Here is a 22,574-nt window from a genome sequence, read left to right as displayed (position 1 = left end):
CAATCTCCTGATGAATGGCTCGAAGACCCCGGGTCACTGCTCCAGGGCCTGGTTGAACGGAACGTGGAACTCATCGCACAACGCCTGCACCGCGGCACGCGAGTCTGGAGTGACATACCCCAGTTCCAGCACCACCACCTGATAGACGCCACGCATGAACGCTTCTTCACCCAGGTGCGCGCAATGCTCGCGGGTGGTGCTGAGAAAACGCACCCAGGAGGTCAGCACGATCCATGCGTTGATAGTCAGCGACTCGATCTGCGGGCCGTCCATGCTCAGGATGCCGGCCTCGACGAAGCCCCGGTAGATCGCCTGCCCCTGCAGCAGGCAGCGCCGCGAAAAGCGCCGATAACGGGCCGCCAGCTCCGGGTCGCTGTCGAGCAGGTGCTCCAGGTCGCGGTGCAGGAAACGGTAGTTCCACATCGCCGCCAGCAACGCCTTGAGGTAGAAGCGCTTGTCCTCGACGGTGGCAATGCGGCCCTGGGGCGGGCGCAGGAAACTGTCGACCAGCTCTTCGTACTGGTTGAACAGCACGGCGATGATCGCCTGCTTGTTGGGGAAGTGGTAGTACAGGTTGCCGGGCGAGATCTCCATGTGCGCGGCAATGTGGTTGGTGCTGACGCAACGCTCGCCCTGCTGGTTGAACAGCTCCAGGCTGCTCTGCACGATGCGCTCTCGGGTCTTCATGCGCGGGGCCATGCTCAGCTCCAGTCTCCAGCTTGATTGATCGAGCCCATCTTACGGCTTCCCGCAGGTCGGGTGCACCGCCGGCCAGGTGAAAATAGTGCACCATCGTACCAATTAGAGTATATGCTCTATTCACTTACCACCCCGGAGCCGCCATGACCTCGCCCGCCGTTCTCCCTCCTGTGCAATCCGACCTCGACCTGCAAGCGACGTTCGACGTCCTGCGTCGGGCCTTCGCCGCTAACCCGATGCCCGCCGCCGCGCAGCGTCGGCAGTGGCTGAAAAGCCTGCGCGAGGCGCTGCTGGCCGAGCAGGAGACGCTGATTGCGACCATCGACGCCGACTTCAGCGGCCGCAGCCGCGACGAGACCCTGATCGCCGAGCTGATGCCGTCGGTGCTCGGCCTGCGCGATGCGGAAAAACAGCTGGGGCGCTGGATGCGCGCCTCGCGGCGCAAGGTCGGCCTGGCCTTCCAGCCCGCCAGCGCGCGGGTGGAGTACCAGCCACTGGGAGTGGTGGGGATCATCGTGCCGTGGAACTACCCGCTGTTCCTCGCCATCGGCCCGTTGACCGGCGCCCTGGCCGCCGGCAACCGGGTGATGCTCAAACTCAGCGAATCCACGCCCGCCAGCGGACAGGCCATCAAGGACCTGTTCGAACGGGTGTTCCCCAATGACCTGGTCAGTGTAGTACTGGGCGAGGTGGAAGTCGGCCAGGCCTTTGCCCGCCTGCCGTTCGACCACCTGCTGTTCACCGGGGCCACCAGCGTCGGCCGTCATGTGATGCTGGCCGCCGCGCAGAACCTCACCCCAGTGACCCTTGAGCTGGGCGGCAAGTCACCGGCCATCGTCTCAACCGATGTGTCGTTGGACACCGCCGCCGAACGCATCGCCTTCGGCAAGACCCTCAATGCCGGCCAGACCTGCGTCGCCCCCGACTACGTGCTGGTGCCCCGCGAGCGCCTGGACGCCTTCGCCGAGGCTTACCGGCGCGCCGTGCACCGCTTCTATCCGCGCCTGACTGATAACCCCGACTACAGTGCGATCATCAACGAGCGCCAGCTCGCTCGCCTCAACCGCCTGCTCGACGATGCCCGCGAGCAAGGCGCCCAAGTGATCGATCTCTACCCCGACGAGCCCCGCCAAGGCCGCCATCTGCCGCCACACCTGTTGTTGCAGGTGAACGACGGCATGCAGGTAATGCAGGACGAGATCTTCGGCCCGTTGCTGCCCCTGGTGCCCTACGACCGTCTGGATGACGCCCTGGCCTACATCAACCAGCGTCCCCGACCCCTGGCGCTCTACTATTTCGGCTACGACAAGGGCGAACAGGCACGGGTACTGCGCGACACCCACTCCGGTGGCGTCTGCCTCAACGACACCCTGCTGCACGTGGCCCAGGACGACCTGCCGTTCGGCGGCGTCGGCCCGTCCGGCATGGGCCACTACCATGGCCACGACGGTTTCCTGACCTTCAGCAAGGCCAAGGCCGTGCTGGCCAAGCAGCGCATCAATGCCGCCAAGACGATCTACCCGCCCTATGGCAAGGCCTTGCAGCGCCTGGTCTACAAGCTGTTCATCCGCTGAGCGCCGGCGCACATGCATCGTCGCGACCTGCTCAGGTTCAGCTTCGGCGCCAGCCTGTTTCTGGGTGCCACCAGCCTGGTCGGCTGTGCGCCACAGGCGGCCTCGCCCGGTTATCAGGTCCTGCGCGATGACGACCTGCCTCTGCTGCAGGCCCTGGTACCCGTCGTGCTGGCGGGTACCCAGGCTTCCACCGAATGGGTGCTGCAAAGCCTCGACCACAAGCTGGCGGCGCTGTCGCCCGCCATGCTCAAGCTGACCCGGCAACTGTTCGACGTGCTCACCCTGCCCCTGACCCGAGGACCGCTGACCGGTATCTGGGGCGGCTGGGCCAGCGCCACGGATAGCGAGCTGGAGCGCTTTCTCGAACGCTGGCGGGACAGTTCGCTGAACCTGCTGCGCCAGGGCCATGCCTCGCTGCTGCAACTGCTGCTCATGGCCTGGTATGAGCGCCCCGAGGCCTGGGCGGCATGCGGCTACCCAGGGCCGCCGAAGATCTGACCCACCGACAAGAGCATCGCCAAATGCCCGTCCCCGACCCGTTTCGCCAAGGCCTCGCCCGAGGCTGGATCACCCACGATGGCTCGCGCCTGGAGCAGGACCTGAGCCTGGAAGCCGACGTCGCCGTGATCGGCAGTGGCGCGGGCGGCGCCACAACCGCCGAACGGCTGAGCGCGGCCGGCCTGAAGGTACTGCTGATCGAGGAGGGCCCGCTGAAGACCAGCAGCGACTTCCACCTGCTGGAGCACGAAGCCTATGCCGATCTCTACCAGGAGGGCCTGGGCCGCCTGAGCAAGGACGGCGCCATTACCATCCTGCAGGGTCGGGCGGTGGGCGGCACCACCCTGGTCAACTGGACCTCGAGTTTCCGCACGCCGCCGCAGACCCTGGAGCACTGGGCCCGTGAACATGGGGTCAAGGGCCTGGACAGCGACAGCCTGAAACCCTGGTTCGAACGCATGGAGCAGCACCTGGGCATCAGCCCCTGGATGATGCCGCCCAATGCCAACAACGATGTGCTGCGTCGCGGCTGCGAGGCGCTCGGCCTGCGCTGGGCGGTGATACCGCGCAACGTGCGCGGTTGCTGGAACCTGGGTTACTGCGGCATGGGCTGCCCGGTCAACGCCAAGCAGTCGATGCTGGTCACCAGCATTCCGGCCACTCTCGAGCAAGGCGGCGAACTGCTCTACCTGGCCCGCGCCGAGCGCTTCAGCCACGATGGCCAACGTATCGACCACCTGCAATGCCAGGCCCTGGACGCCCAGGGGATCGAGCCCACGGGGCGCCAGGTGCGGGTGCGCGCCCGGCATTACGTACTGGCCGGAGGCGGCATCAATAGCCCAGCGCTGCTGCTGCGCTCCGAAGCGCCCGACCCCCACCAGCGCCTGGGCAAACGCACCTTCCTGCACCTGGTCAACTTCAGCGCCGCGCAGTTCGAGGCGAAGATCGACCCGTACTACGGCGCGCCGCAGTCGATCTACAGCGACCAGTTCCAATGGCAGGACGGCGTCGCCGGCCCGGTCGGCTACAAGCTCGAAGTCCCGCCGCTGCACCCGGCCCTGGCCAGCACCCTGCTCGGTGGCCATGGCCAGGACAATGCCCTGCGCATGGCCGAGCTGCCCCATACCCACGTGATGCTGGCGCTGCTGCGCGATGGTTTCCACCCGGACAGCCCCGGCGGCCAGGTGGAGTTGCGTGGCGATGGCTCGCCGGTGCTCGACTACCCAGTCACCGACTACCTTCACGACGGGCTGCGCCGGGCCTGGCACAGCATGGCACAGATCCAGTTCGCCGCCGGTGCCCGCCGGGTGCTGCCGGTGCATGGCGATGCCCGGTATGTCGATAACCCGGAACAGGCCAAGGCGTTGATCGACAGCCTGCCCCTGGAACTGTTTCGCATGCGCCTGGGCAGCGCCCACGTCATGGGCGGCTGCGCCCTGGGCGAGGATCCGCGCCAGGCGGTGTGCGACAGCCTGGGCCGGCATCACCAGCTGGAAAACCTGTCGGTCCACGACGGTTCGCTGTTCCCCACCAGCATAGGCGCCAACCCGCAGCTTTCGGTCTACGCCTTGACCGCCCTGCTTAGCGAAGCGCTGGCTGGCCGCCTGGCACCCAGCGCATGACAGCCAATAGCCATGCTGTCTATAGTGCCATCGACCGGCCACGCGACTTGGCCGGGCGCAGTCGCTGCGCTACCATCCGACTCCCCAACGCACTCCAGCCAGGATGACGCGATGAACCGAGTGTTGTACCCGGGTACTTTCGACCCCATTACCAAAGGCCATGGCGACTTGGTCGAGCGCGCCTCGCGCCTGTTCGACCATGTGATCATCGCCGTGGCGGCCAGCCCCAAGAAAAACCCCCTGTTCCCCTTGGAGCAACGGGTAGCGCTGGCCCGCGAGGTCACCAAGCACCTGCCCAATGTCGAAGTCATCGGCTTTTCCTCGCTGCTGGCGCATTTCGCCAAGGAGCAGAGCGCCAACGTGTTCCTGCGCGGCCTGCGCGCGGTATCCGACTTCGAGTACGAGTTCCAACTGGCCAACATGAACCGCCAGCTGGCGCCGGACGTCGAGAGCCTGTTCCTTACGCCCTCCGAGCGCTATTCGTTCATTTCTTCGACATTGGTTCGGGAAATCGCCGCGTTGGGCGGTGATATCAGCAAGTTCGTCCACCCTGCCGTTGCCGACGCGCTGACCGAGCGCTTTCGCAAGTAAGCCGCGCGGTCACGATGTCGCGCCCGCGTGCACTGCGGGCGCGAATCCGGCACAATTGTGCCCATCGCTTTGAACCATGCCCGGGCCCAACGCCCCGGCCGGAGTCCCCATGTCCCTGATCATCACCGACGATTGCATCAACTGCGACGTCTGCGAACCCGAGTGCCCGAACGCCGCCATCTCGCAAGGCGAAGAGATCTACGTGATCGACCCGAACCTGTGCACCCAGTGTGTCGGCCACTATGACGAGCCCCAGTGCCAGCAGGTCTGCCCGGTGGACTGCATCCCCCTCGATGAAGCCCACCCGGAAACCGAAGACGAACTGATGGCCAAGTACCGCCGGATCACCGGCAAGGCCTGATGCCGTTCGTCGCCGCGCTTCGCCACGCAGCCCTCGGCGCCCTCCTGGCGCTGCTGGCCCATGGCGCCCTGGCCGCCGGGCCAGGCCAGGCGGCGATCGCCAGCCCGCACGGTGAAGCCACCGCGGCGGCAAGGCAGATCCTGCAGCAAGGCGGCAATGCCTTCGATGCCGCCGTGGCCATCGGCGCCACGCTAGCCGTTGTCGAACCCTACGGCTCCGGCCTTGGCGGCGGCGGGTTCTTCCTGCTGCGCGAGAGCGCTGACAGCCCACGCTATGCCTTCCTCGACGCCCGCGAGCGCGCCCCGGCCGCCGCCCGGGCCGACATGTACCTGAAGAATGGCAAGGTCCAACCAGGATTGTCGATCAACGGCCCATTGGCCGCTGCCATCCCTGGCTTGCCCCAGGCACTGGCCGACCTGGCCGCGACCCACGGCAAGCTGCCGCTCAAGGACAGCCTGGCCCCGGCCATCCGCCTGGCCAACCAGGGCTTTGTCGTCGACCGCATTTACCGCGACCGCGCGACCATGCGTCTGAGCGCCCTGCGCGACAATGCCGAAAGCGCCCGGTTGTTCCTCGCCGGCAACGACGTACCGGCACTCGGCACGGTGATTCGCCAACCGGAACTGGCCGCGACCCTGCAGGCCATGGCCGAGCACGGCCGCGACGGCTTCTACCGTGGCCCGACGGCCCATCGCCTGGTCGACGGCGTACGTCAGGCCGGCGGTGTCTGGACCCTCGATGACCTCGCCGGCTACCACACCGCCTGGCGCGAGCCGCTGCGCTATCCACTGGCCGACCAGCGCGAGCTGATCAGCAGTCCACCGCCCTCGGCCGGTGGCGTGGCCCTGGCCCAGAGCCTGGCCCTGCTCCAGCGCCTGCCCTGGCAGAGCGCCGAACCGGTGCAGCGCAGCCATTATGTTATCGAAGTGCTGCGCCGCGCCTACCGCGACCGTGGCCTGCTGGGCGACCCGGACTACGTGGCCAACCCCATCAACCGCCTGCTGGCGCGCCAGTACCTGACCGGCCTGGCCGACAGCATCGACGTGCGCCAGGCCACCCCCAGCAGCGCCCTGCCCCCTTCACCGGCCTGGCGCGAAGGCGACCACACCACCCACTTCACGGTGATCGACGCCGACGGCAATGCCGTGTCCGCCACGCTGTCGGTCAACCTGCCATTCGGCGCGGCGTTCAGCGTGCCCGGCACCGGCGTGGTGCTGAACAACGAGATGGACGACTTCGCCGCCGACCCCACCGGCAGCAACAGCTATGGGTTGGCCGGCAGCCAGGCCAACGCGGTGGCGGCGGGCAAGCGGCCCTTGTCGAGCATGAGCCCGACCTTCATCGAAAGCCCCAGCCAGTTCGCCAGCTTCGGCACGCCGGGCGGCAGCCGGATTCCGAGCATGGTGCTGCTGTCGGTGATGGGGTTCCTCGAAGGACGGCCGGTGGCCGAGTGGCCGGCGACGCCGCGCTATCACCATCAGTACCTGCCGGATGTGGTGGAGCATGAGCCGGGGACGTTCAGTTCTGGGCAGATGGCCCAGCTCGAGGAGCGTGGATATCGGCTGAAGGATGTCGGGCGCCAATACGGGAATCAGCAGGTACTGTACTGGGACAAGGCTGGCGGGACCGTGGAGGCGGCCAGTGACCCCAGGGGTGTAGGGCAGGCGGCGATAGTCGACTGATCCGGCCCTGTCGCGGGGCAAGCCCGCTCCCACGAGAGCGAGCCAACAAAGCCTGCGGCATCAACGCTGGCATTTCGGGCAGAACACGCTCGCCCGCTGCCCCAGCTTCACTTCACGCAACTCGGTGCCACACACCTTGCACGGCTGACCACCGCGTCCATAGACGAACAGTTCCTGCTGGAAGTACCCCGGCTGCCCATCGCCTCCGATGAAGTCGCGCAAGGTGGTCCCGCCCTGCTCGATGGCCGCCGCCAGCACCCGCTTGATCTCGATCGCCAGCTTCAGGTAGCGCGCCCGGGAGATTCCACCTGCCTCGCGGCGCGGGTCGATCCCGGCGGCGAACAGTGCTTCGGTGGCGTAGATGTTGCCCACGCCCACCACCACGGCGTTGTCCATGATGAACGGCTTGACCGCCATCGAGCGCCCCCGGGACAGCTGGAACAGCCGCTCGCCGTCGAACAGGTCGGTCAGCGGCTCCGGCCCCAGGCGAATCAGCAGTTCATGGTTGAGCGGATCGACGCTCCAGAGCATGGCCCCGAAACGGCGCGGGTCGGTATAGCGCAGCATCAGCCCTGACTCGAGCTCAATATCCACATGCTCGTGCTTGGCCGCCGGCAAGCCCAGTTCGACCAGGCGCAGGTTGCCCGACATACCCAGGTGACTGATCAAGGTGCCGACCTCAGCGTTGATCAGCAGGTACTTGGCGCGGCGCTCGACGCTGACGATACGCTGCCCCGACAGGCGCACGTCGAGGTCTTCCGGGATCGGCCAGCGCAGGCGCCGGTCGCGCACCACCACGCGGCTGACCCGCTGCCCTTCCAGGTGGGGCGCGATGCCGCGCCGCGTCGTCTCGACCTCTGGCAGTTCCGGCATGACTCAGTGCCCGCCCATTTCGCGGATGTTCTGCTTGAGCTGCTCGAAGTCGTATTCGGTCAGGCCGATGTAATCCAGCACCAGCGGGCCAACCATGTTCCACTCGTGATCGACGCTCTGGTTGCCCAGCACGCGGTAGGAGGCGCAAATGTGCTCGGACATCTTCAGCACCGCCAGCAAGTTCTTCAGCTGGGTCTGGGTATTGCGCGAGGATTCGTCGCGGAACACCGCCAGGGCGTTGTGGTGGTTGGCGATGGCGGCGCTGATGTGCTCCGGTAGGCGCCAGGACTTGGCGGTGAAATAGCCGACCACCGAGTGGTTGGTGTTGAACACGCGGTTCTCGGTGTCCACCACGCGGACCTCGTCATTGGTCTTGGCGTAGGACTCCTCCAGCACTTCCATGTAGTTGGGGAAACGCTTGTGCATCAACGGCACGCCGCAGTCGTGGAACAGGCCCAGGGTGTAGGCCTCGTCCACCGCCTGGATGCCGGTGCGCTTGGCCAGGGTCAGGCAGGTCATGGCCACGTCCTGGGCGGTGTCCCAGAACGGGTTGAGGGTGACGATGGTCTCGTCGGTCATTTCACCCCTGATCGACTGGGCGTTGATCAGGTTGATGATCGAACGGCTGCCCAGCAGGTTCACGGCGCGCTGGATCGAACCGATCTTGTTCGCCAGGCCGAACTGCGCCGAGTTGACCAGTTTCAGCAAGGCGCCGGAAAGGCCCGGGTCCTGGCTGATCAGCTTGGCGATGGTCTCAAGGTCCGGGTCGGGCATGTACTGCTCGAACTGCAGGTCGACCATGATCTGCGGCTGCGGCGGGATGGTGATGCCCTGCAGGGCTTGCTGGATCTGTTCGGCGGTAAGTTCCTGGGACATTCGTGCATTCTCGCTGGGGACGGGGGATTCTAACCCTGTACGCCGGCAGGGTAACTATCAGTGGATCGTTGGATCCCAAAATTTCTTTAGCCATGGGCGCGGACCACTTGGTCGAACCCATCAGCGAACCTGAGGCCAACACGGTATACTCCCGCTCTTTTTTCCCGGAGCGACGTCATGTCCCTGCCCAGCCTTCGCCTCAAAGCCAATGCCGACCGCCGCCTGCGCGCCGGCCACCTGTGGGTTTACAGCAATGAAGTCGACGTCGCCGCGACCCCGCTGCAGGGCCTGAAGGCCGGCCAGCAGGCCATCCTCGAGGCCGCCAACGGCAAGCCCCTGGGCGTAGTGGCGATGAGCCCGAACAACCTGATCTGCGCCCGTCTGCTGTCGCGCGACATCAAGCTGCCGCTGGACAAGTCGCTGCTGGTGCACCGCCTGAACGTCGCCCTGTCGCTGCGCGAGCGCCTGTTCGACAAGCCGTGCTACCGCCTGGTCTACGGCGATTCCGACCTGCTGCCGGGCCTGGTGGTCGACCGCTTCTTCGACATCCTCGTGGTACAGCTGGCCTCAGCTACCATGGAAGCGCACAAAGACGACGTCATCGCCGCCCTGGTCCAGGTGCTGAAGCCGAGCGGCATCCTGTTCAAGAACGACTCCGCCGCCCGTGACGCCGAAGGCCTCGGCCGCTATGTCGAGACCGTCTACGGCGAAGTGCCAGACTGGGTCGCGCTGGAAGAGAACGGCGTGAAGTTCGAGGCTCCGGTACGCGAAGGCCAGAAGACCGGCTGGTTCTACGACCACCGCATGAACCGCGCCCGCCTGGCCCCCTATGTCAAGGGCAAGCGTGTGCTCGACCTGTTCAGCTATATCGGTGGCTGGGGCGTGCAGGCCGGTGCGTTCGGCGCCAGCGAAGTCTTCTGCGTGGATGCTTCCGGCTTTGCCCTCGATGGCGTTGAGCGTAACGCCGCGCTGAACGGCATCAGCGAAAAACTGACCTGCATCGAAGGTGACGTATTCGAGGCCCTGCGCGAGCTGAAGGCCGCCGAAGAGCGTTTCGACGTGATCATTGCCGACCCGCCCGCCTTCATCAAGCGCAAGAAGGACCTGAAGAACGGCGAGGCCGCCTACCGCCGCCTCAACGAACAGGCCATGCGCATGCTCACCAAGGACGGCATCCTGGTCAGCGCCTCGTGCTCGATGCACCTGCCCGAGGACGACCTGAACAACATCCTGCTGACCAGCGCCCGCCACCTGGACCGCAACCTGCAAATGCTCGAGCGCGGCGGCCAGGGCCCGGACCACCCGGTGCACCCGGCGATTGCCGAGACCCGCTACATCAAGAGCATCACCTGCAGGTTGCTGCCCAACAGCTAAGTGGTGCTTGTTCCGGGGCCGCTCTGCGGCCCCAGCTCCCTCAAACGCTCACGCCCATGCGCGCCAACCGCTACCGCCTGAAGTCCGGCACCAGTTCCTGGCCATCGATGCTGAGCGTCTTGTAACGCGGCGCCACCAGTTTCACCGCGCCCTCGCGAATGCCTTTGGCCAGGCCCTCGAGGTTTTCCATGCTGCCGCTCAGGCTGCCCACTTCACGCCACTCGCGCTCCTCCCAGGTGAACACGAACACACTCGATGCATAGGTGTGCCGGGGGATCATCAACACTTCATTGTGCCCATCACCATCCAGATCGACCGCCCACAAGTAGCATCCCTTGCCACCGCACTGGCTTTGAGCAAGCGTCGAATCGGCCAGTGACTCGCTAGTGGACTGCACCGGCCCCAGCCACTCGAACGTCGGACCCTGCGTTTCGACCACTTCCGGCCGACGCACCTGCGCCATCATCCCCAGCAATTGCTCGCGGCGGCCCGCATCGAACAGCTCATCCGTTTCCAGCCGCTTCTCCAGTTGCTCGAAGGCGGCACGCCCAGGCTGACCGAGGTCGCGGTACAAGGTCCCGGCATCGAACTCGGTAATCGGCGTGCGCCCACCGAGCAGGCGCTCGACCTGACTCTTCGCACTCAACACCTGCGGGTCGAGCAACGGTGTATAGAACAGCACTATCAGCACCGCGCTGAGCAGAGCGATCCACGGATTGCTCACGCGCAGACTGTTCAGCCATCCCTGGCGCGAAGCCACCACCGCCCAGACCGCCGCCAAGCCATGTACCAGCATCACGCCCACCAGCAACACCGCCATGATCCGTGAGGGTGTCAAACCGTACTGATCGATGCGTAGCCAACTTGCGTAGGCCGCCAGGCCCACCAGCACCGGCAGGCACACCAGGCTGGCCTCCACCAGGCGCTTGAGCGGCGCAGGGTAGACGCTGGGTTGTCGGCCGTCCTGGAACACCCCGTTGACCAGGAACAGGTTGATGCCTGCCAGTACCAGCAGGAGGCTGGTCGAGTAACCGGTGTCCCACACAGGCTGCAGGCCGGAAAGCGGCAACGTCAGGGTGAACAGCACGGCGATCAGCGCGCTGAGCGGCAACAGGAAGCGGCACAGCGTCAACAGGATGCCGCGCAGCAGGCCGATGATCTTTTCGTTCTCCCGCCCCATGCGCATCCCCAGGGAGAACACCACCGGCAGTACCAGCCAGAGAAACACCGCAGACTCCACCACATCCGTGACCTGCGGTATGCCAAGCATGCCGAACAGCAGCGCGCACAACCACAGCAACTGCCAGAACAGGCCAGTCAGCATTTGCGCCAGGAACAGGATGAACACGTTGTTCCAGGCATGCCGGAACAGGTCCTCATAGCGCGGCGCCACCCCTTCGCGGGTCGGCCAGGCAAGAATGAACGCGGTGCCTATGTAGCCCAGCACGACGGCGGCCAGGAACCAGGTCTGCTGCAGCCAGCCCATACGCTCGCTACCCAGGACCCCGGCACTGATCCCGCTGATCAGCAGGGTCAGGCCCAACACCAGCCAGCCGGTGCCACGCTGGCGCACCGCGCTGCCGAGCAGTTGCAGGTTCACGCCGGCCACGACCACCGCGGCGCACAGGGCTACCGACAGGTTGAAGCCAAGCAGCTCGCCTTGCCCCTTCACGGTGGTGAGCAGCACCAGGCCCTGGATCAGGCCGATGACGACGTAGAACAATAAGGAGCGACTTGGCGCTGGCATTGCAAATCCTTTTGGCCAGTGGAACAGGAAGCGCGCAAGTCTACCCAAACCCGCCCGGACCACGCCAAGGCCTTTACCTTGCGGGCTGGGGACAGCCAATTGTCACAACGCCATTCCCTAGCGGGCGTGGCGGTGTAGAATCGAGCCATTCATCGCCAGACATCCCCGGCGGGTTTATGAGCTCTGGTCGAGCCTGCGGCGATCCCGCGAGGTCTTCGGCCCCCATCCTTGCCAGCGGCAACCGGCCTTCGGCGTTTCAGGACAAGAGAAGCTCACTCCCTATTTACGTGACGTGATTTAGCCGCCAGGAGCGCTCCATGCCTGATTATCGTTCCAAGACTTCCACCCAAGGCCGCAACATGGCCGGTGCCCGTGCCCTGTGGCGCGCCACCGGGATGAAGGACGAAGACTTCAAGAAACCGATCATCGCCATCGCCAACTCGTTCACCCAGTTCGTCCCGGGTCATGTGCACCTGAAGGACCTGGGTCAACTGGTCGCCCGCGAGATCGAACGCGCCGGTGGCGTGGCGAAAGAGTTCAACACCATCGCCGTGGACGACGGCATCGCCATGGGCCATGACGGCATGCTCTACTCGCTGCCCAGCCGCGAGATCATCGCCGACGCGGTCGAGTACATGGTCAACGCCCACTGCGCCGACGCCATCGTCTGCATCTCCAACTGCGACAAGATCACCCCCGGCATGCTGATGGCCGCCCTGCGCCTGAACATCCCGGTGATCTTCGTCTCCGGCGGTCCGATGGAAGCCGGCAAGACCAAGCTGGCCAGCCACGGCCTGGACCTGGTCGACGCCATGGTGATCGCCGCCGACTCCACCGCCAGCGACGAGAAAGTCGCCGAGTACGAGCGTAGCGCCTGCCCGACCTGTGGTTCATGCTCCGGTATGTTCACCGCCAACTCGATGAACTGCCTGACCGAGGCCCTGGGTCTGGCCTTGCCGGGCAACGGTTCGACCCTGGCCACCCACTCGGACCGCGAGCAGCTGTTCCTCACCGCCGGCCGCACCATCGTCGAGCTGTGCAAACGCTACTACGGCGAGAACGATGCGTCGGTACTGCCGCGCAGCATCGCCAACTTCAAGGCGTTCGAGAACGCCATGATGCTCGACATCGCCATGGGCGGCTCAACCAACACCATCCTGCACCTGCTGGCCGCAGCGCAGGAGGCCGAGGTGGACTTCGACCTGCGCGACATCGATCGCCTGTCGCGCAAGGTACCGCAGCTGTGCAAGGTGGCGCCGAACATCCAGAAGTACCACATGGAAGACGTGCACCGCGCCGGCGGCATTTTCAGCATCCTCGGCTCGCTGGCCCGTGGCGGCCTGCTGCACACCGACCTGCCGACCGTGCACAGCCCAAGCATGGAAGAGGCCATCGCCAAGTGGGACATTACCCAGACCGATGACGAAGCCGTGCACACCTTCTTCAAGGCAGGCCCGGCCGGTATCCCGACGCAAACCGCGTTCAGCCAGTCGACCCGCTGGGAAACCCTGGACGACGACCGCGAAAACGGCTGCATTCGCAGCATCGAGCACGCCTACTCGCAAGAGGGCGGCCTGGCCGTGCTGTATGGCAACATCGCCCTGGACGGCTGTGTGGTGAAGACCGCCGGTGTCGATGAGTCGATCCACGTGTTCGAAGGCACCGCGAAGATCTTCGAGAGCCAGGACAGCGCGGTACGCGGCATCCTCGCCGACGAAGTGAAGGCTGGCGACATCGTCATCATCCGCTACGAAGGCCCGAAAGGCGGCCCGGGCATGCAGGAGATGCTCTACCCGACCTCGTACCTGAAGTCCAAGGGCCTGGGCAAGGCGTGCGCGCTGCTCACCGATGGCCGCTTCTCCGGCGGGACCTCGGGCCTGTCCATCGGCCACGCCTCGCCGGAAGCGGCAGCGGGCGGCGCCATCGGCCTGGTGCGTGATGGCGACAAGGTGCTGATCGACATCCCGAACCGTTCGATCAACCTGCTGGTCAGCGATGAAGAACTGGCCGAGCGTCGTATCGAGCAGGACAAGAAAGGCTGGAAGCCGGCCGAAGTGCGCCCACGCAAGGTGACCACCGCACTGAAGGCCTACGCCCTGCTGGCGACCAGCGCCGACAAGGGCGCTGTGCGCAACAAGGCGATGCTCGACGGGCTGTGAGGCTCTGAAGGTAAAAAAACCGGCGCCCTGAGCGCCGGTTTTTTATTCCGCCGAGCCCCTGCGGGAGCGGCGTCGGCTACTGGATCTGCTCCGGCGTCACGATCACCCAGTTCTTGTCCGCCGTCACCGGCAGCCCTTCCCTGGCCTGGGCCGCCGCGTTCTTGGCGATCATGCCGTTCAACTGATCCATGTACTTGGCCTTGCGGTTTATCCACAGGTGGATACCGCCCTTGCCCACATCCACACCGTGGAACTGCATGTAGCCATCGCTGGTTGGGGTGTCGCCGCCCACCAGCACCGGTTTCTTCCACTCATCGATGTAGGTGAGGATGGCCGCTTGCTTGCCGGCCATCCAGGTGGCCGGGGTCCACAGGTAAGGCGTCAGCTCCAGGCCTTCATTGGCCTTGGGATCGTAGTGCCCGGCGGTAATTTGCTTGCGCGCCGTGGTCAGCTGGCCACTGGCGCGGTCCTTGAGCAGCAGGCTCACGCCGATCACGTTCTGCGGTTTGACGTTGTAGCCGTACTTGGGATCGGAGGCGACCATGCGCACCAGCTCTTCGGAGGCCGCGGAAATGACATAAACCTCGATGCCGTTCTCCATCAGCTTGTTGTACAGCTCGGCCTGGCCGGTGAATACCTTGGGCGGCTGCACCTCGATGGTCTTGACCTGATCCCCCTCGAAATAGGTACTGGGGATCGGCTTGCCCGAGGCCATCAGCTCATCGACCTGCTGCTTCAGCTCCTTGAGGGTGAAGCCCGAGAACACTTGGGCTACCCAGGGGTAGCAGACCATGTCGTCGAGCTCGCACAGGCGATAGTAGTAGCTGAACAGGCTCTCCTTGTGCTCGGCGGTGTCCTTGAACGGGATCAGCTTGAGCGAGGGGTCGAGCTTGTCGCGGGTCAGAAGGCCCTTGTTTTCCATGAACGGCAACAGCGCTTCCTCAAGGTCGAAGCGGTAGCTGGTGTTGTCCATGTCGAACACCGCGTAGTTACCCTTGTTGGCGTTGGCGGCAATCATCGCGTCGAGCTTCTGCGCGGCCTCGGCCGGCCAGTGCTTGAGCTCGGTGGCTGCCCAGCTGCTGGCGCTCAGCAACAGGGCCAGGCTGCCGGCAAGGATTCTCGGAGCAGACATCATGTGCGGTTCTCCCAAAGACGTGGCCGCTCAACCCTAGTCCCGAACTGTGACAAACAGCCACGCGTGAGCGACCCCGAGACAACTGCAAACGTCATGTTCATTGCCAAAAGCGACCAGCCGTTATTCCATAAGCGACTATGCAAATTACCTTTAGGTATAAATTCGTTTGTTTTCAGGCTGTTAGCATTTCCGTTCGTAATCGCTCACAGAGGCGATGCCTCTTCCGCCTTTTCCTGGAGCTTCAATGAACCTGCCGCTGTCACTTAACCTGCTGGCGTTCCTGGCCCTGCTGCTGGGCCTGGCGCAAACCCGCCGCACCGACTGGAGCCTGGCCAAGAAAGTGCTGTTGGGCCTGGTGCTGGGCGTGGTGTTCGGTCTGGTCCTGCACACGATCTACGGCGCCGGCCACCCGGTGCTCAAGGCCACCCTCGGTTGGCTCGACCTGGTCGGCAACGGCTATGTCGGCTTGCTGCAAATGATCGTCATGCCGCTGATCTTCGCCTCCATCCTCAGCGCCGTCGCGCGCTTGCACAACGCCTCGAGCCTGGGCCGGATCAGCGTGCTGAGCATCGGCACCCTGCTGCTGACCACCGCCATCGCGGCGCTGATCGGCATTGCCCTGACCAACCTGTTCGGCCTGACCGCCGAGGGGCTGGTGGCCGGCGCCCAGGAAAGCGCCCGCCTGCAGGCCATCCACAACGACTACGCGGGCAAGGTCGCCGACCTCAACATCCCGCAACTGCTGCTCTCTTTCATCCCGACCAACCCGGTGGGCGACCTGGCCCGGGCCAAGCCAACCTCGATCATCAGCGTGGTGATCTTCGCCGTGTTCCTGGGCCTGGCCGCGCTGCAGCTGATCAAGGACGACAAGGACAAGGGCGAGCGCGCCCTGTCTGCCATCGACGTGCTGCAGGCCTGGGTGATGCGCCTGGTACGCCTGGTGATGAAACTCACCCCCTATGGCGTGCTGGCCTTGATGACCAAGGTGGTGGCCAGCTCCAACCTCGAGGACATCCTCAAGCTGGGCAGCTTCGTGGTGGTGTCATACATCGGCCTGGGCCTGATGTTCGTGGTCCATGGGGTGATCCTGGCGCTGACCGGCGTCAGTCCGCTGCGCTTCCTGCGCAAGGTGTGGCCGGTGCTGACCTTCGCCTTCACCAGCCGCTCCAGCGCCGCCAGCATTCCGCTGAACATCGAGGCGCAGACGCAGCGCCTGGGCGTGCCACAGTCGATCGCCAGTTTCAGCGCCTCGTTCGGTGCGACCATCGGCCAGAACGGCTGCGCTGGGCTCTACCCTGCCATGCTCGCAGTGATGGTGGCTCCGGCGGTGGGCATCGACACCTTTGACCCGCTGTGGATCGCCACCCTGGTGGCCATCGTCACCCTGAGCTCGGCCGGTGTGGCCGGCGTGGGTGGCGGCGCAACCTTCGCCGCGCTGATCGTGCTGCCGGCCATGGGCTTGCCGGTGGAACTGGTAGCCTTGCTGATCTCGGTGGAGCCGCTGATCGACATGGGGCGTACGGCGTTGAACGTGAATGGTTCGATGACCGCGGGGGTGGTTACCAGCCAGTTGCTCAAGCAGACTGATCAGCAGGTGCTGAGCGGGGATGAGCATGCTGAGTTGAGTCATTCCTGATAGATCGCTGGGGCTGCTGCGCAGCCCCAGGTTTTCAGACCTTGTCCCAGACTTCGAAGTGATAAACCGGCCCGTGTCCTTCGGCAGGTTGCGGCTCACTCGCGCTCAGTTGCCACTGTCCGCGATCGAACTCTGGGAACCAGGCATCACCCTCGGGAGACAGCTCCACTCGGGTCAGGTACATCCGGCTCACCAGCCCTTTGTCCAGCGCCTGCCCATACAGCTGCGCGCCACCGATCAGCATCAGCTCGCCGACGCCCTGCTCCCGCGCCCACTGCTCGGCGCGCACCAGTGCCTCTTCCAGCGAAGCGAACACCTCGGCCCCGGCCAGTTGCAGGCCCGGCTGACGGCTGACGACGATATTCAACCGCCCCGGCAGTGGCCGCCCCAGTGAATCCCAGGTCTTGCGCCCCATGATGATCGGCTTGCCCAGGGTGGTGGCCTTGAAGTACTTGAAATCCCCCGGCAGGTGCCAGGGCATGGAGTTGTCGATGCCGATCACACGGTTCTCGGCGAGCGCCGCGATCAGGCTGAGGGGGAGTGATGTGTTCATGCCGGCGAGGATAGCACCGGGCACGTGGGTTATGCTTGCGCACTGACCTGTGCAATGGAAGAGCTTGTGACGGCACCGACTCCACTCGACAAGCGCTGGCTAACCGAAGCGATACGCCTGCGCGAGGAACACGCCGGTCCCCTGGAGGACCAGGAAGCCAACCGTCGCGCCCGCCAGCAAGGCGGCGACCTCGCTACGCGCATCGAGGCCCGCGCCTTGTGGCTGGCCGAGCGCGACGGCATGGACACGGCACTGCGCCACTGGAAGCAGGGCGCGCGCCTGGCGCTGCTGGCGCTGATGCTCCTGGCCGTGCTCAGCGGCGCCGGCCTGGGGCTGGCGGCCCTGGGCGACGGCCAGCGGCCGGTGAATGTGTTCTGGGCCCTGGGCAGCCTGCTCGGGCTCAACCTTCTGCTACTGCTCGGCTGGGCCGTGGGCTTCTTTCTTGCCGGCGAGCAGGGCGCGACGCTGGGCCGCCTCTGGCTGTGGCTGAGCGAGCGCCTGGCCCGCGACGCCAAGGCCGCGCAGCTGGCCCCGGCGTTGCTGGTGCTGCTGCAGCGCCAGCGCCTGAACCGCTGGTTGCTCGGCCTGCTGGTGCATGGCCTGTGGCTGCTGGCGATGCTCGCCGCGCTGGGCATGCTCCTGGCCCTGCTGGCGACCCGGCGCTACGGGTTCGTCTGGGAAACCACGCTGCTCGCCGCGCAACCTTTCATCACCCTGACCCAGGCCCTTGGCGCCCTGCCCTCGCTGCTCGGCTTCGCCGTGCCGGACGAAACCATGATCCGCGCCAGCGGCGCCACCCTGCCCGCGCTCGACCTGGCGCGCCAGGCCTGGGCCAGCTGGCTGCTCGGCGTGGTGCTGGTCTACGGCCTGCTGCCGCGCCTGGCGCTGGCCGCATTGTGCCTGTGGCGCTGGCGCCAGGGTCGCGAGCGCCTGACGCTGGACCTCGACCTGCCCGGCTACGCCCAGCTGCGCGAAGCGCTGATGCCGCGCAGCGAACGCATTGGCGTGCAGGACCCTGCCCCCGACACCCTGCCGCGCTTCGAAGCCGGCCAGCTGGAGAGCGGCAGCAGCGGCGCCTTGCTGGTCGGCCTGGAGCTGGACGACCAGCACCCCTGGCCACCCGCCCTGCCCAAGTCGATCACCCACGCCGGCGTGCTCGACAGCCGGGAGTCGCGCAACAAGCTGCTCGAACAACTGAGCCGCTTCCCCCCGGCACGCCTGGCCATCGCCTGCGACCCACGCCGCTCGCCGGACCGCGGCAGCCTGGCGTTGCTCGCCGAGCTGGCGCGCAATGCCGGCGCCACCCGTATCTGGCTGCTGCAGGCACAACCGGGCCAGGTCCTGGACGCGGCACGCCTGGGCGATTGGCACGAGGCCCTCGACCGGCTGGGCCTGGCCCACGCCGACACTTCGCCCGTGACCTGGCTGGAGCATGGCCATGACTGAGCCGCTGAAACTGGCCGTGGTCGGCCACACCAACGTCGGCAAGACCTCGCTGCTGCGCACCCTGACCCGCGACGTCGGCTTCGGCGAGGTCTCCCACCGCCCCAGCACCACCCGCCATGTGGAAGGCGCGCGCCTGTCGGTGGACGGCGAGCCGCTGCTGGAGCTGTACGACACCCCAGGCCTGGAAGACGCCATCGCCCTGCTCGACTACCTGGAGCGCCTCGAACGTCCGGGCGAACGCCTGGACGGCCCCGCCCGCCTGGAGCGTTTCCTCCAGGGCAGCGAGGCGCGCCAGCGCTTCGAACAGGAAGCCAAGGTGCTGCGCCAACTGCTGGCGAGCAACGCCGGCCTCTATGTGATCGACGCCCGCGAACCGGTGCTGGCCAAGTACCGCGACGAACTGGAAGTACTGGCCGGTTGTGGCAAGCCGCTGCTGCCGGTGCTCAACTTCGTCGCCAGCAGCCAGCACCGCGAGCCGGAATGGCGTGAGGCCCTGGCGCGCCTGGGCTTGCATGCGCTGGTGCGCTTCGACAGCGTAGCCCCACCCGAGGACGGCGAGCGCCGCCTCTACGAAAGCCTGGCACTGCTGCTGGAAGATGCCCGCCCGGCGCTGCAACGGCTGATCGACGACCAGCAGGCCCAGCGCCAGGCCCGCCGGCACAGCGGCAAACGCCTGATCGCCGAGCTGCTGCTCGATTGCGCCGCCTGCCGACGCAGCGTCGAGGCAGAGCCTGCCGCCGAGGCACGGGCCATCGAAGCCCTGCGCCAGGATGTACGCCAGCGCGAGCAACGCTGTGTCGAGTCGCTGCTCAAGCTCTATGCGTTCCGCCGCGAGGATGCCAATGCCGGTGACCTGCCGCTGCTCGACGGCCGCTGGGGCGACGACCTGTTCAACCCGGAAACCCTGAAGCTGCTCGGTGTGCGCCTGGGCAGCGGCGTGGCGGCGGGCGCGGCGGCAGGCGCGGGCGTCGACCTGCTGGTGGGCGGCCTGACCCTGGGCGCCGCCGCGCTCGCGGGCGCCATCGCCGGCGGCGCCTTGCAGACCGCGCGCAACTACGGCTCGCGCCTGATGGGCAAGCTCAAGGGCCAGCGCGAATTGACGGTGGATGACGCCGTGCTGCGCCTGCTGGCGTTGCGTCAGCAGCAGTTGGTCACGGCCCTGGAAGGACGCGGGCACGCGGCGCAGGACAGCATTCGCCTGGCCCCTGCCGACGACAAGGGCTGGCGCGAGGGCAAGCTGCCCGAGGCACTGCGCAGGGCACGGGCGCATCCGCAGTGGTCCACGCTCAATAGCGGGGCGCGGGTCAGCCAGGCCGAGCGGCAGGAGCAGGTGGAAGCCCTGGTGGCAGAGCTGTAGCGCCGTTCGCTAACGCCGCACCTTGCGCAGTTCCACCAACCGCCGGCGCATTTCCCGATGCCGCTGGCTGTTGAAAACCAGCAGCGCGAGCAATGGCAGCGCCAGCAAAATTGCCAGCAACACAGCATTCACACCGCTACCGAGCAAGCTCAACGCCATCAGCAAGGCCACTGTGGGTACAGGGAGCACCACCCATGCTGCCCATGTGAAGCCGCGGACCATCGCGAAATGCCCGGAACATAGCAGCAAGACCAGCACAGCGCTGGACATCATGGTGAACAAGGGGTTGTCCGGGTGATTACGCCAGTGACTGTCGATCCACAGTGTTGCTGACAACGCCGCCGACAGGAGGCAAATGAAAAACCCCAGCAAGAACGTCGGGAAGTAACGGCGCATGAAAGTCTGGAATTGCGCAGGCTTCATCATCACTCGATCTCTTCGTATAGCCCTACGGCGATGCTCTGCACCGTTGCACTCCCGGCCAACCCGAAGGTGGCACCGAGCGAGTCGCGCATCAGGGTCTGCGTGGCGTGGCTGATCTCGGTCGGGGTGTAGCGCTTGGTCATGGTCCCTGCCGCCTGCTGCAACTTGATCTGCTTGGCCGTCAGACTCGGGTGCTTGATCGACAGCAGCTCGTCGGTCAGCGCCTTGCGCTGCTGGCGGCTGAGGCTCTTGGACAACTCCAGCCAGCTCCGCCCCGTGGCGGCCTTGTGTACTTGCAGGTACTTCAACGTACTCAGGCCCGACGCGCCGACCCCCAGCAACGAGACGCCATCGAGCACCATCGAGGCGGCCTGGTACCACTGGTTCTCATCGAGGGCATCGTTGGCCGCTGGGTTGGTCACTTCACGCACCGTGCGCATTACACCAATGCCGCACTGGATGCTGCTGGCGGTGGCGGCGGCGCCACCGATATAGGTCAGTACCAGGCTGGTACCGCCGGAAAAAGGTGCGGCAATGGTGCCACTGAACACCACGAACCAGCCGATCACAGCGCCTGCGCAGGAAAGGGTCGTGTTGACCGCCTCCTTGACCACCCGCGACTCGCGCGGATTGTGCTGCAGCTGCTGGGTGTACTGGTCAGGTGTCTGGTACTTCTTGATCTCGCGCAGGATCACGCGCTTGGGGCGGATGCTGCAGATCGGCTGAAACTCACGCAGGGTGACAATGTTGTATTCGGCGTCGATGTACACCACACCGGCACCGACGATACGCGGGTCGGCGTCGATGGCGGCGAACATCTGCGGCAGGTTGATCCGCGCCTGGATGCGCTGGCGTGCCAGGAACTGGGAGTTGTTGGCCAGGGAGTTGACCAGAAGATCTGTCACGGGGTGGTTTCCTTACACAGATAGCAGCACACCCGTGGGAACAGGTTCACCCGATCCCACAGGCGCTCAAGGCATCACACGTTCGGGCACGGCACCGGCGCCCAGTCACCCATGTCCGGGTTGCGGCACATGGCGTTGACCTGGTCGGTACCCGCCTTGGCCACTTGCTGGGCCTCGGCTTTCTTGCCGTTGGCGTTCTGCAGGGTCTTCTCGGTGGCCACCGCTTCCTGTGGCACCTTGGTGTTGGTCTTGGCCGGCTGGACCTTCTTCACGTTCTTCTTCTTGCCGGTGGTCGCCACTTTCGGCGGCTCGGCCACGGCGACCACGTCGGTGCGCGCGACGCCGACCTGCTTGAGGTCCTGCTCGTAGGCCTGGGTGTAGTTGTTCAGGTTCTCACCCAGGCGGCCGTTGACGGTGGTCAGCAGGTTGTTCGACTCCTGCAGGCCGGCAACGATCTCGGCCAGGCGCTTGCGACCTTCGGTGTCGTTGATGCGGCCGGCCTTGCGGTTCTGGATCAGGCTGGCGAACTCGCGCTGGTAGCAGGACTGCGACGACTTGGCGTAGGCGGTGGTGCGGTCCAGGTCGGCGGCGCTCTTGTCGATATCGGTGGCGTACGAGGCGATACGCTGCTTGTCGTCGCTGATCTGCTTCTGACGCTCGGTGTAGTAGCCGGCCGCGCCGCCGACCAGGGCGCCACCGGCGGCACCGATGGCGGCATTGCGGCCACGGTTTTCCTTGTCGACCAGGGCGCCGGTCAGGGCGCCGCCGACCGCGCCGAGCAGCGCGCCGGTGGCGACCGAGCGGGTCATGTCACCGTCGGTGGAGCGCAGGTGCTGCACCGGCTCGTAGCAGTTGGGGTAGTACTCGACCTTGGTCGTGGCGCCGACCTTGGACACGGGCGAGCTGGCGCAACCGCTCAACAGCACGGTGCTGAAACCGGCTGCCAGCAGCAGCGCGGTACGGGCCTGGGATGCAGTGATCAGGGGTTTGCGGGTGAACATGGTCTGGTTTCTCTTCTGGGGTTTCTCGGTATCCGGAGGCTTCGTGCCACCCGGGAGTCCTT

Annotated in this window: 20 protein-coding genes; 11 read left to right on the top strand and 9 right to left on the bottom strand. The window is 65.8% G+C overall.

Features of this window, described 5'->3' with window-relative positions:
• Positions 1 to 33 precede the first annotated feature (33 nt).
• Entirely contained in the window at positions 34 to 699 is a 666-nt protein-coding gene (locus tag AC25ND_RS14585) for a TetR/AcrR family transcriptional regulator (RefSeq protein WP_028689142.1), read from the bottom strand.
• A 143-nt stretch (positions 700 to 842) separates the two neighbouring features.
• Here AC25ND_RS14585 and AC25ND_RS14580 point away from each other — a divergent pair, with 143 nt between their 5' ends.
• From AC25ND_RS14580 to ggt, 6 genes are all read left to right on the top strand, one after another.
• Complete coding sequence (locus AC25ND_RS14580; protein WP_486976402.1) at positions 843 to 2,273, top strand: coniferyl aldehyde dehydrogenase; 1,431 nt, start codon at positions 843 to 845, stop codon at positions 2,271 to 2,273.
• A 12-nt stretch (positions 2,274 to 2,285) separates the two neighbouring features.
• On the top strand, positions 2,286 to 2,771 hold the full coding sequence (locus AC25ND_RS14575; protein WP_028689144.1) for a hypothetical protein: 486 nt from the start codon (positions 2,286 to 2,288) through the stop codon (positions 2,769 to 2,771).
• 23 nt (positions 2,772 to 2,794) lie between these two features.
• Positions 2,795 to 4,393, top strand: coding sequence for a GMC family oxidoreductase (locus AC25ND_RS14570; RefSeq protein ID WP_062362802.1), 1,599 nt, complete (start codon positions 2,795 to 2,797; stop codon positions 4,391 to 4,393).
• A 111-nt stretch (positions 4,394 to 4,504) separates the two neighbouring features.
• The gene (coaD, locus tag AC25ND_RS14565; protein ID WP_486976401.1) at positions 4,505 to 4,984 is read left to right on the top strand and encodes a pantetheine-phosphate adenylyltransferase; all 480 of its coding nucleotides are present in this window, start codon (positions 4,505 to 4,507) and stop codon (positions 4,982 to 4,984) included.
• 109 nt (positions 4,985 to 5,093) lie between these two features.
• Complete coding sequence (locus tag AC25ND_RS14560; protein WP_011531711.1) at positions 5,094 to 5,345, top strand: YfhL family 4Fe-4S dicluster ferredoxin; 252 nt, start codon at positions 5,094 to 5,096, stop codon at positions 5,343 to 5,345.
• The gene (ggt, locus tag AC25ND_RS14555) at positions 5,345 to 7,027 is read left to right on the top strand and encodes a gamma-glutamyltransferase (protein WP_486976400.1); all 1,683 of its coding nucleotides are present in this window, start codon (positions 5,345 to 5,347) and stop codon (positions 7,025 to 7,027) included. The genes AC25ND_RS14560 and ggt overlap by 1 nt, the downstream gene beginning before the upstream one ends.
• 60 nt (positions 7,028 to 7,087) lie before the next feature.
• Here the strand turns inward: ggt and mutM are convergent, their stop codons facing one another.
• Both mutM and AC25ND_RS14545 read right to left on the bottom strand, forming a co-directional pair.
• Entirely contained in the window at positions 7,088 to 7,900 is an 813-nt protein-coding gene (mutM, locus tag AC25ND_RS14550) for a bifunctional DNA-formamidopyrimidine glycosylase/DNA-(apurinic or apyrimidinic site) lyase (RefSeq protein WP_028689148.1), read from the bottom strand.
• A 3-nt stretch (positions 7,901 to 7,903) separates the two neighbouring features.
• Positions 7,904 to 8,722 (bottom strand): HDOD domain-containing protein, encoded by an 819-nt coding sequence (locus tag AC25ND_RS14545; RefSeq protein ID WP_172402408.1) that lies wholly within the window; start codon positions 8,720 to 8,722, stop codon positions 7,904 to 7,906.
• Positions 8,723 to 8,953: 231 nt separating this feature from the next.
• Between AC25ND_RS14545 and AC25ND_RS14540 the strand changes: the two genes are divergently transcribed.
• Positions 8,954 to 10,150, top strand: a complete 1,197-nt coding sequence (locus AC25ND_RS14540) for a class I SAM-dependent rRNA methyltransferase (RefSeq protein ID WP_062362795.1) — start codon at positions 8,954 to 8,956, stop codon at positions 10,148 to 10,150.
• 70 nt (positions 10,151 to 10,220) lie between these two features.
• On the opposite strand, the gene AC25ND_RS14535 is transcribed toward AC25ND_RS14540, so the two are convergent.
• Positions 10,221 to 11,897: a DUF4153 domain-containing protein gene (locus tag AC25ND_RS14535; RefSeq protein ID WP_028689151.1), complete on the bottom strand. Its 1,677-nt coding sequence runs from the start codon at positions 11,895 to 11,897 to the stop codon at positions 10,221 to 10,223.
• A gap of 317 nt (positions 11,898 to 12,214) precedes the next feature.
• On the opposite strand from AC25ND_RS14535, the gene ilvD reads away from it, so the two are divergent.
• Positions 12,215 to 14,056 (top strand): dihydroxy-acid dehydratase, encoded by a 1,842-nt coding sequence (ilvD, locus tag AC25ND_RS14530; protein WP_028689152.1) that lies wholly within the window; start codon positions 12,215 to 12,217, stop codon positions 14,054 to 14,056.
• 76 nt (positions 14,057 to 14,132) lie between these two features.
• On the opposite strand, the gene AC25ND_RS14525 is transcribed toward ilvD, so the two are convergent.
• Positions 14,133 to 15,188 carry an HAD family hydrolase gene (locus AC25ND_RS14525; protein WP_197866524.1) on the bottom strand — a complete coding sequence of 352 codons (1,056 nt, stop codon included), beginning with the start codon at positions 15,186 to 15,188 and terminating at the stop codon, positions 14,133 to 14,135.
• 247 nt (positions 15,189 to 15,435) lie between these two features.
• Between AC25ND_RS14525 and AC25ND_RS14520 the strand changes: the two genes are divergently transcribed.
• On the top strand, positions 15,436 to 16,827 hold the full coding sequence (locus AC25ND_RS14520) for an L-cystine transporter (protein WP_028689154.1): 1,392 nt from the start codon (positions 15,436 to 15,438) through the stop codon (positions 16,825 to 16,827).
• Between the two features lie 34 nt (positions 16,828 to 16,861).
• Here the strand turns inward: AC25ND_RS14520 and AC25ND_RS14515 are convergent, their stop codons facing one another.
• On the bottom strand, positions 16,862 to 17,380 hold the full coding sequence (locus tag AC25ND_RS14515) for a dihydrofolate reductase (RefSeq protein ID WP_182322327.1): 519 nt from the start codon (positions 17,378 to 17,380) through the stop codon (positions 16,862 to 16,864).
• Positions 17,381 to 17,434: 54 nt separating this feature from the next.
• On the opposite strand from AC25ND_RS14515, the gene AC25ND_RS14510 reads away from it, so the two are divergent.
• Together AC25ND_RS14510 and AC25ND_RS14505 are read left to right on the top strand one after the other, a co-directional pair.
• Positions 17,435 to 18,826, top strand: a complete 1,392-nt coding sequence (locus AC25ND_RS14510; protein WP_186594757.1) for a DUF2868 domain-containing protein — start codon at positions 17,435 to 17,437, stop codon at positions 18,824 to 18,826.
• Entirely contained in the window at positions 18,819 to 20,183 is a 1,365-nt protein-coding gene (locus AC25ND_RS14505; RefSeq protein WP_069016516.1) for a GTPase/DUF3482 domain-containing protein, read from the top strand. The genes AC25ND_RS14510 and AC25ND_RS14505 overlap by 8 nt, the downstream gene beginning before the upstream one ends.
• 9 nt (positions 20,184 to 20,192) lie before the next feature.
• Here the strand turns inward: AC25ND_RS14505 and AC25ND_RS14500 are convergent, their stop codons facing one another.
• The 3 genes from AC25ND_RS14500 to tagQ form a co-directional block, all read right to left on the bottom strand.
• Complete coding sequence (locus AC25ND_RS14500; protein WP_051555623.1) at positions 20,193 to 20,609, bottom strand: hypothetical protein; 417 nt, start codon at positions 20,607 to 20,609, stop codon at positions 20,193 to 20,195.
• Positions 20,609 to 21,511, bottom strand: a complete 903-nt coding sequence (gene ssp4, locus AC25ND_RS14495) for an Ssp4 family T6SS effector (protein WP_051555624.1) — start codon at positions 21,509 to 21,511, stop codon at positions 20,609 to 20,611. Before ssp4 ends, AC25ND_RS14500 begins: the two co-directional genes overlap by 1 nt.
• A 74-nt stretch (positions 21,512 to 21,585) precedes the next feature.
• On the bottom strand, positions 21,586 to 22,512 hold the full coding sequence (gene tagQ / locus AC25ND_RS14490) for a type VI secretion system-associated lipoprotein TagQ (RefSeq protein ID WP_062362776.1): 927 nt from the start codon (positions 22,510 to 22,512) through the stop codon (positions 21,586 to 21,588).
• Between the last annotated feature and the right edge of the window lie 62 nt (positions 22,513 to 22,574).

The sequence above is a fragment of the Pseudomonas sp. P110(2024) genome, assembly GCF_057480795.1.
This window is presented reverse-complemented; position numbering and strand designations above follow the sequence as displayed.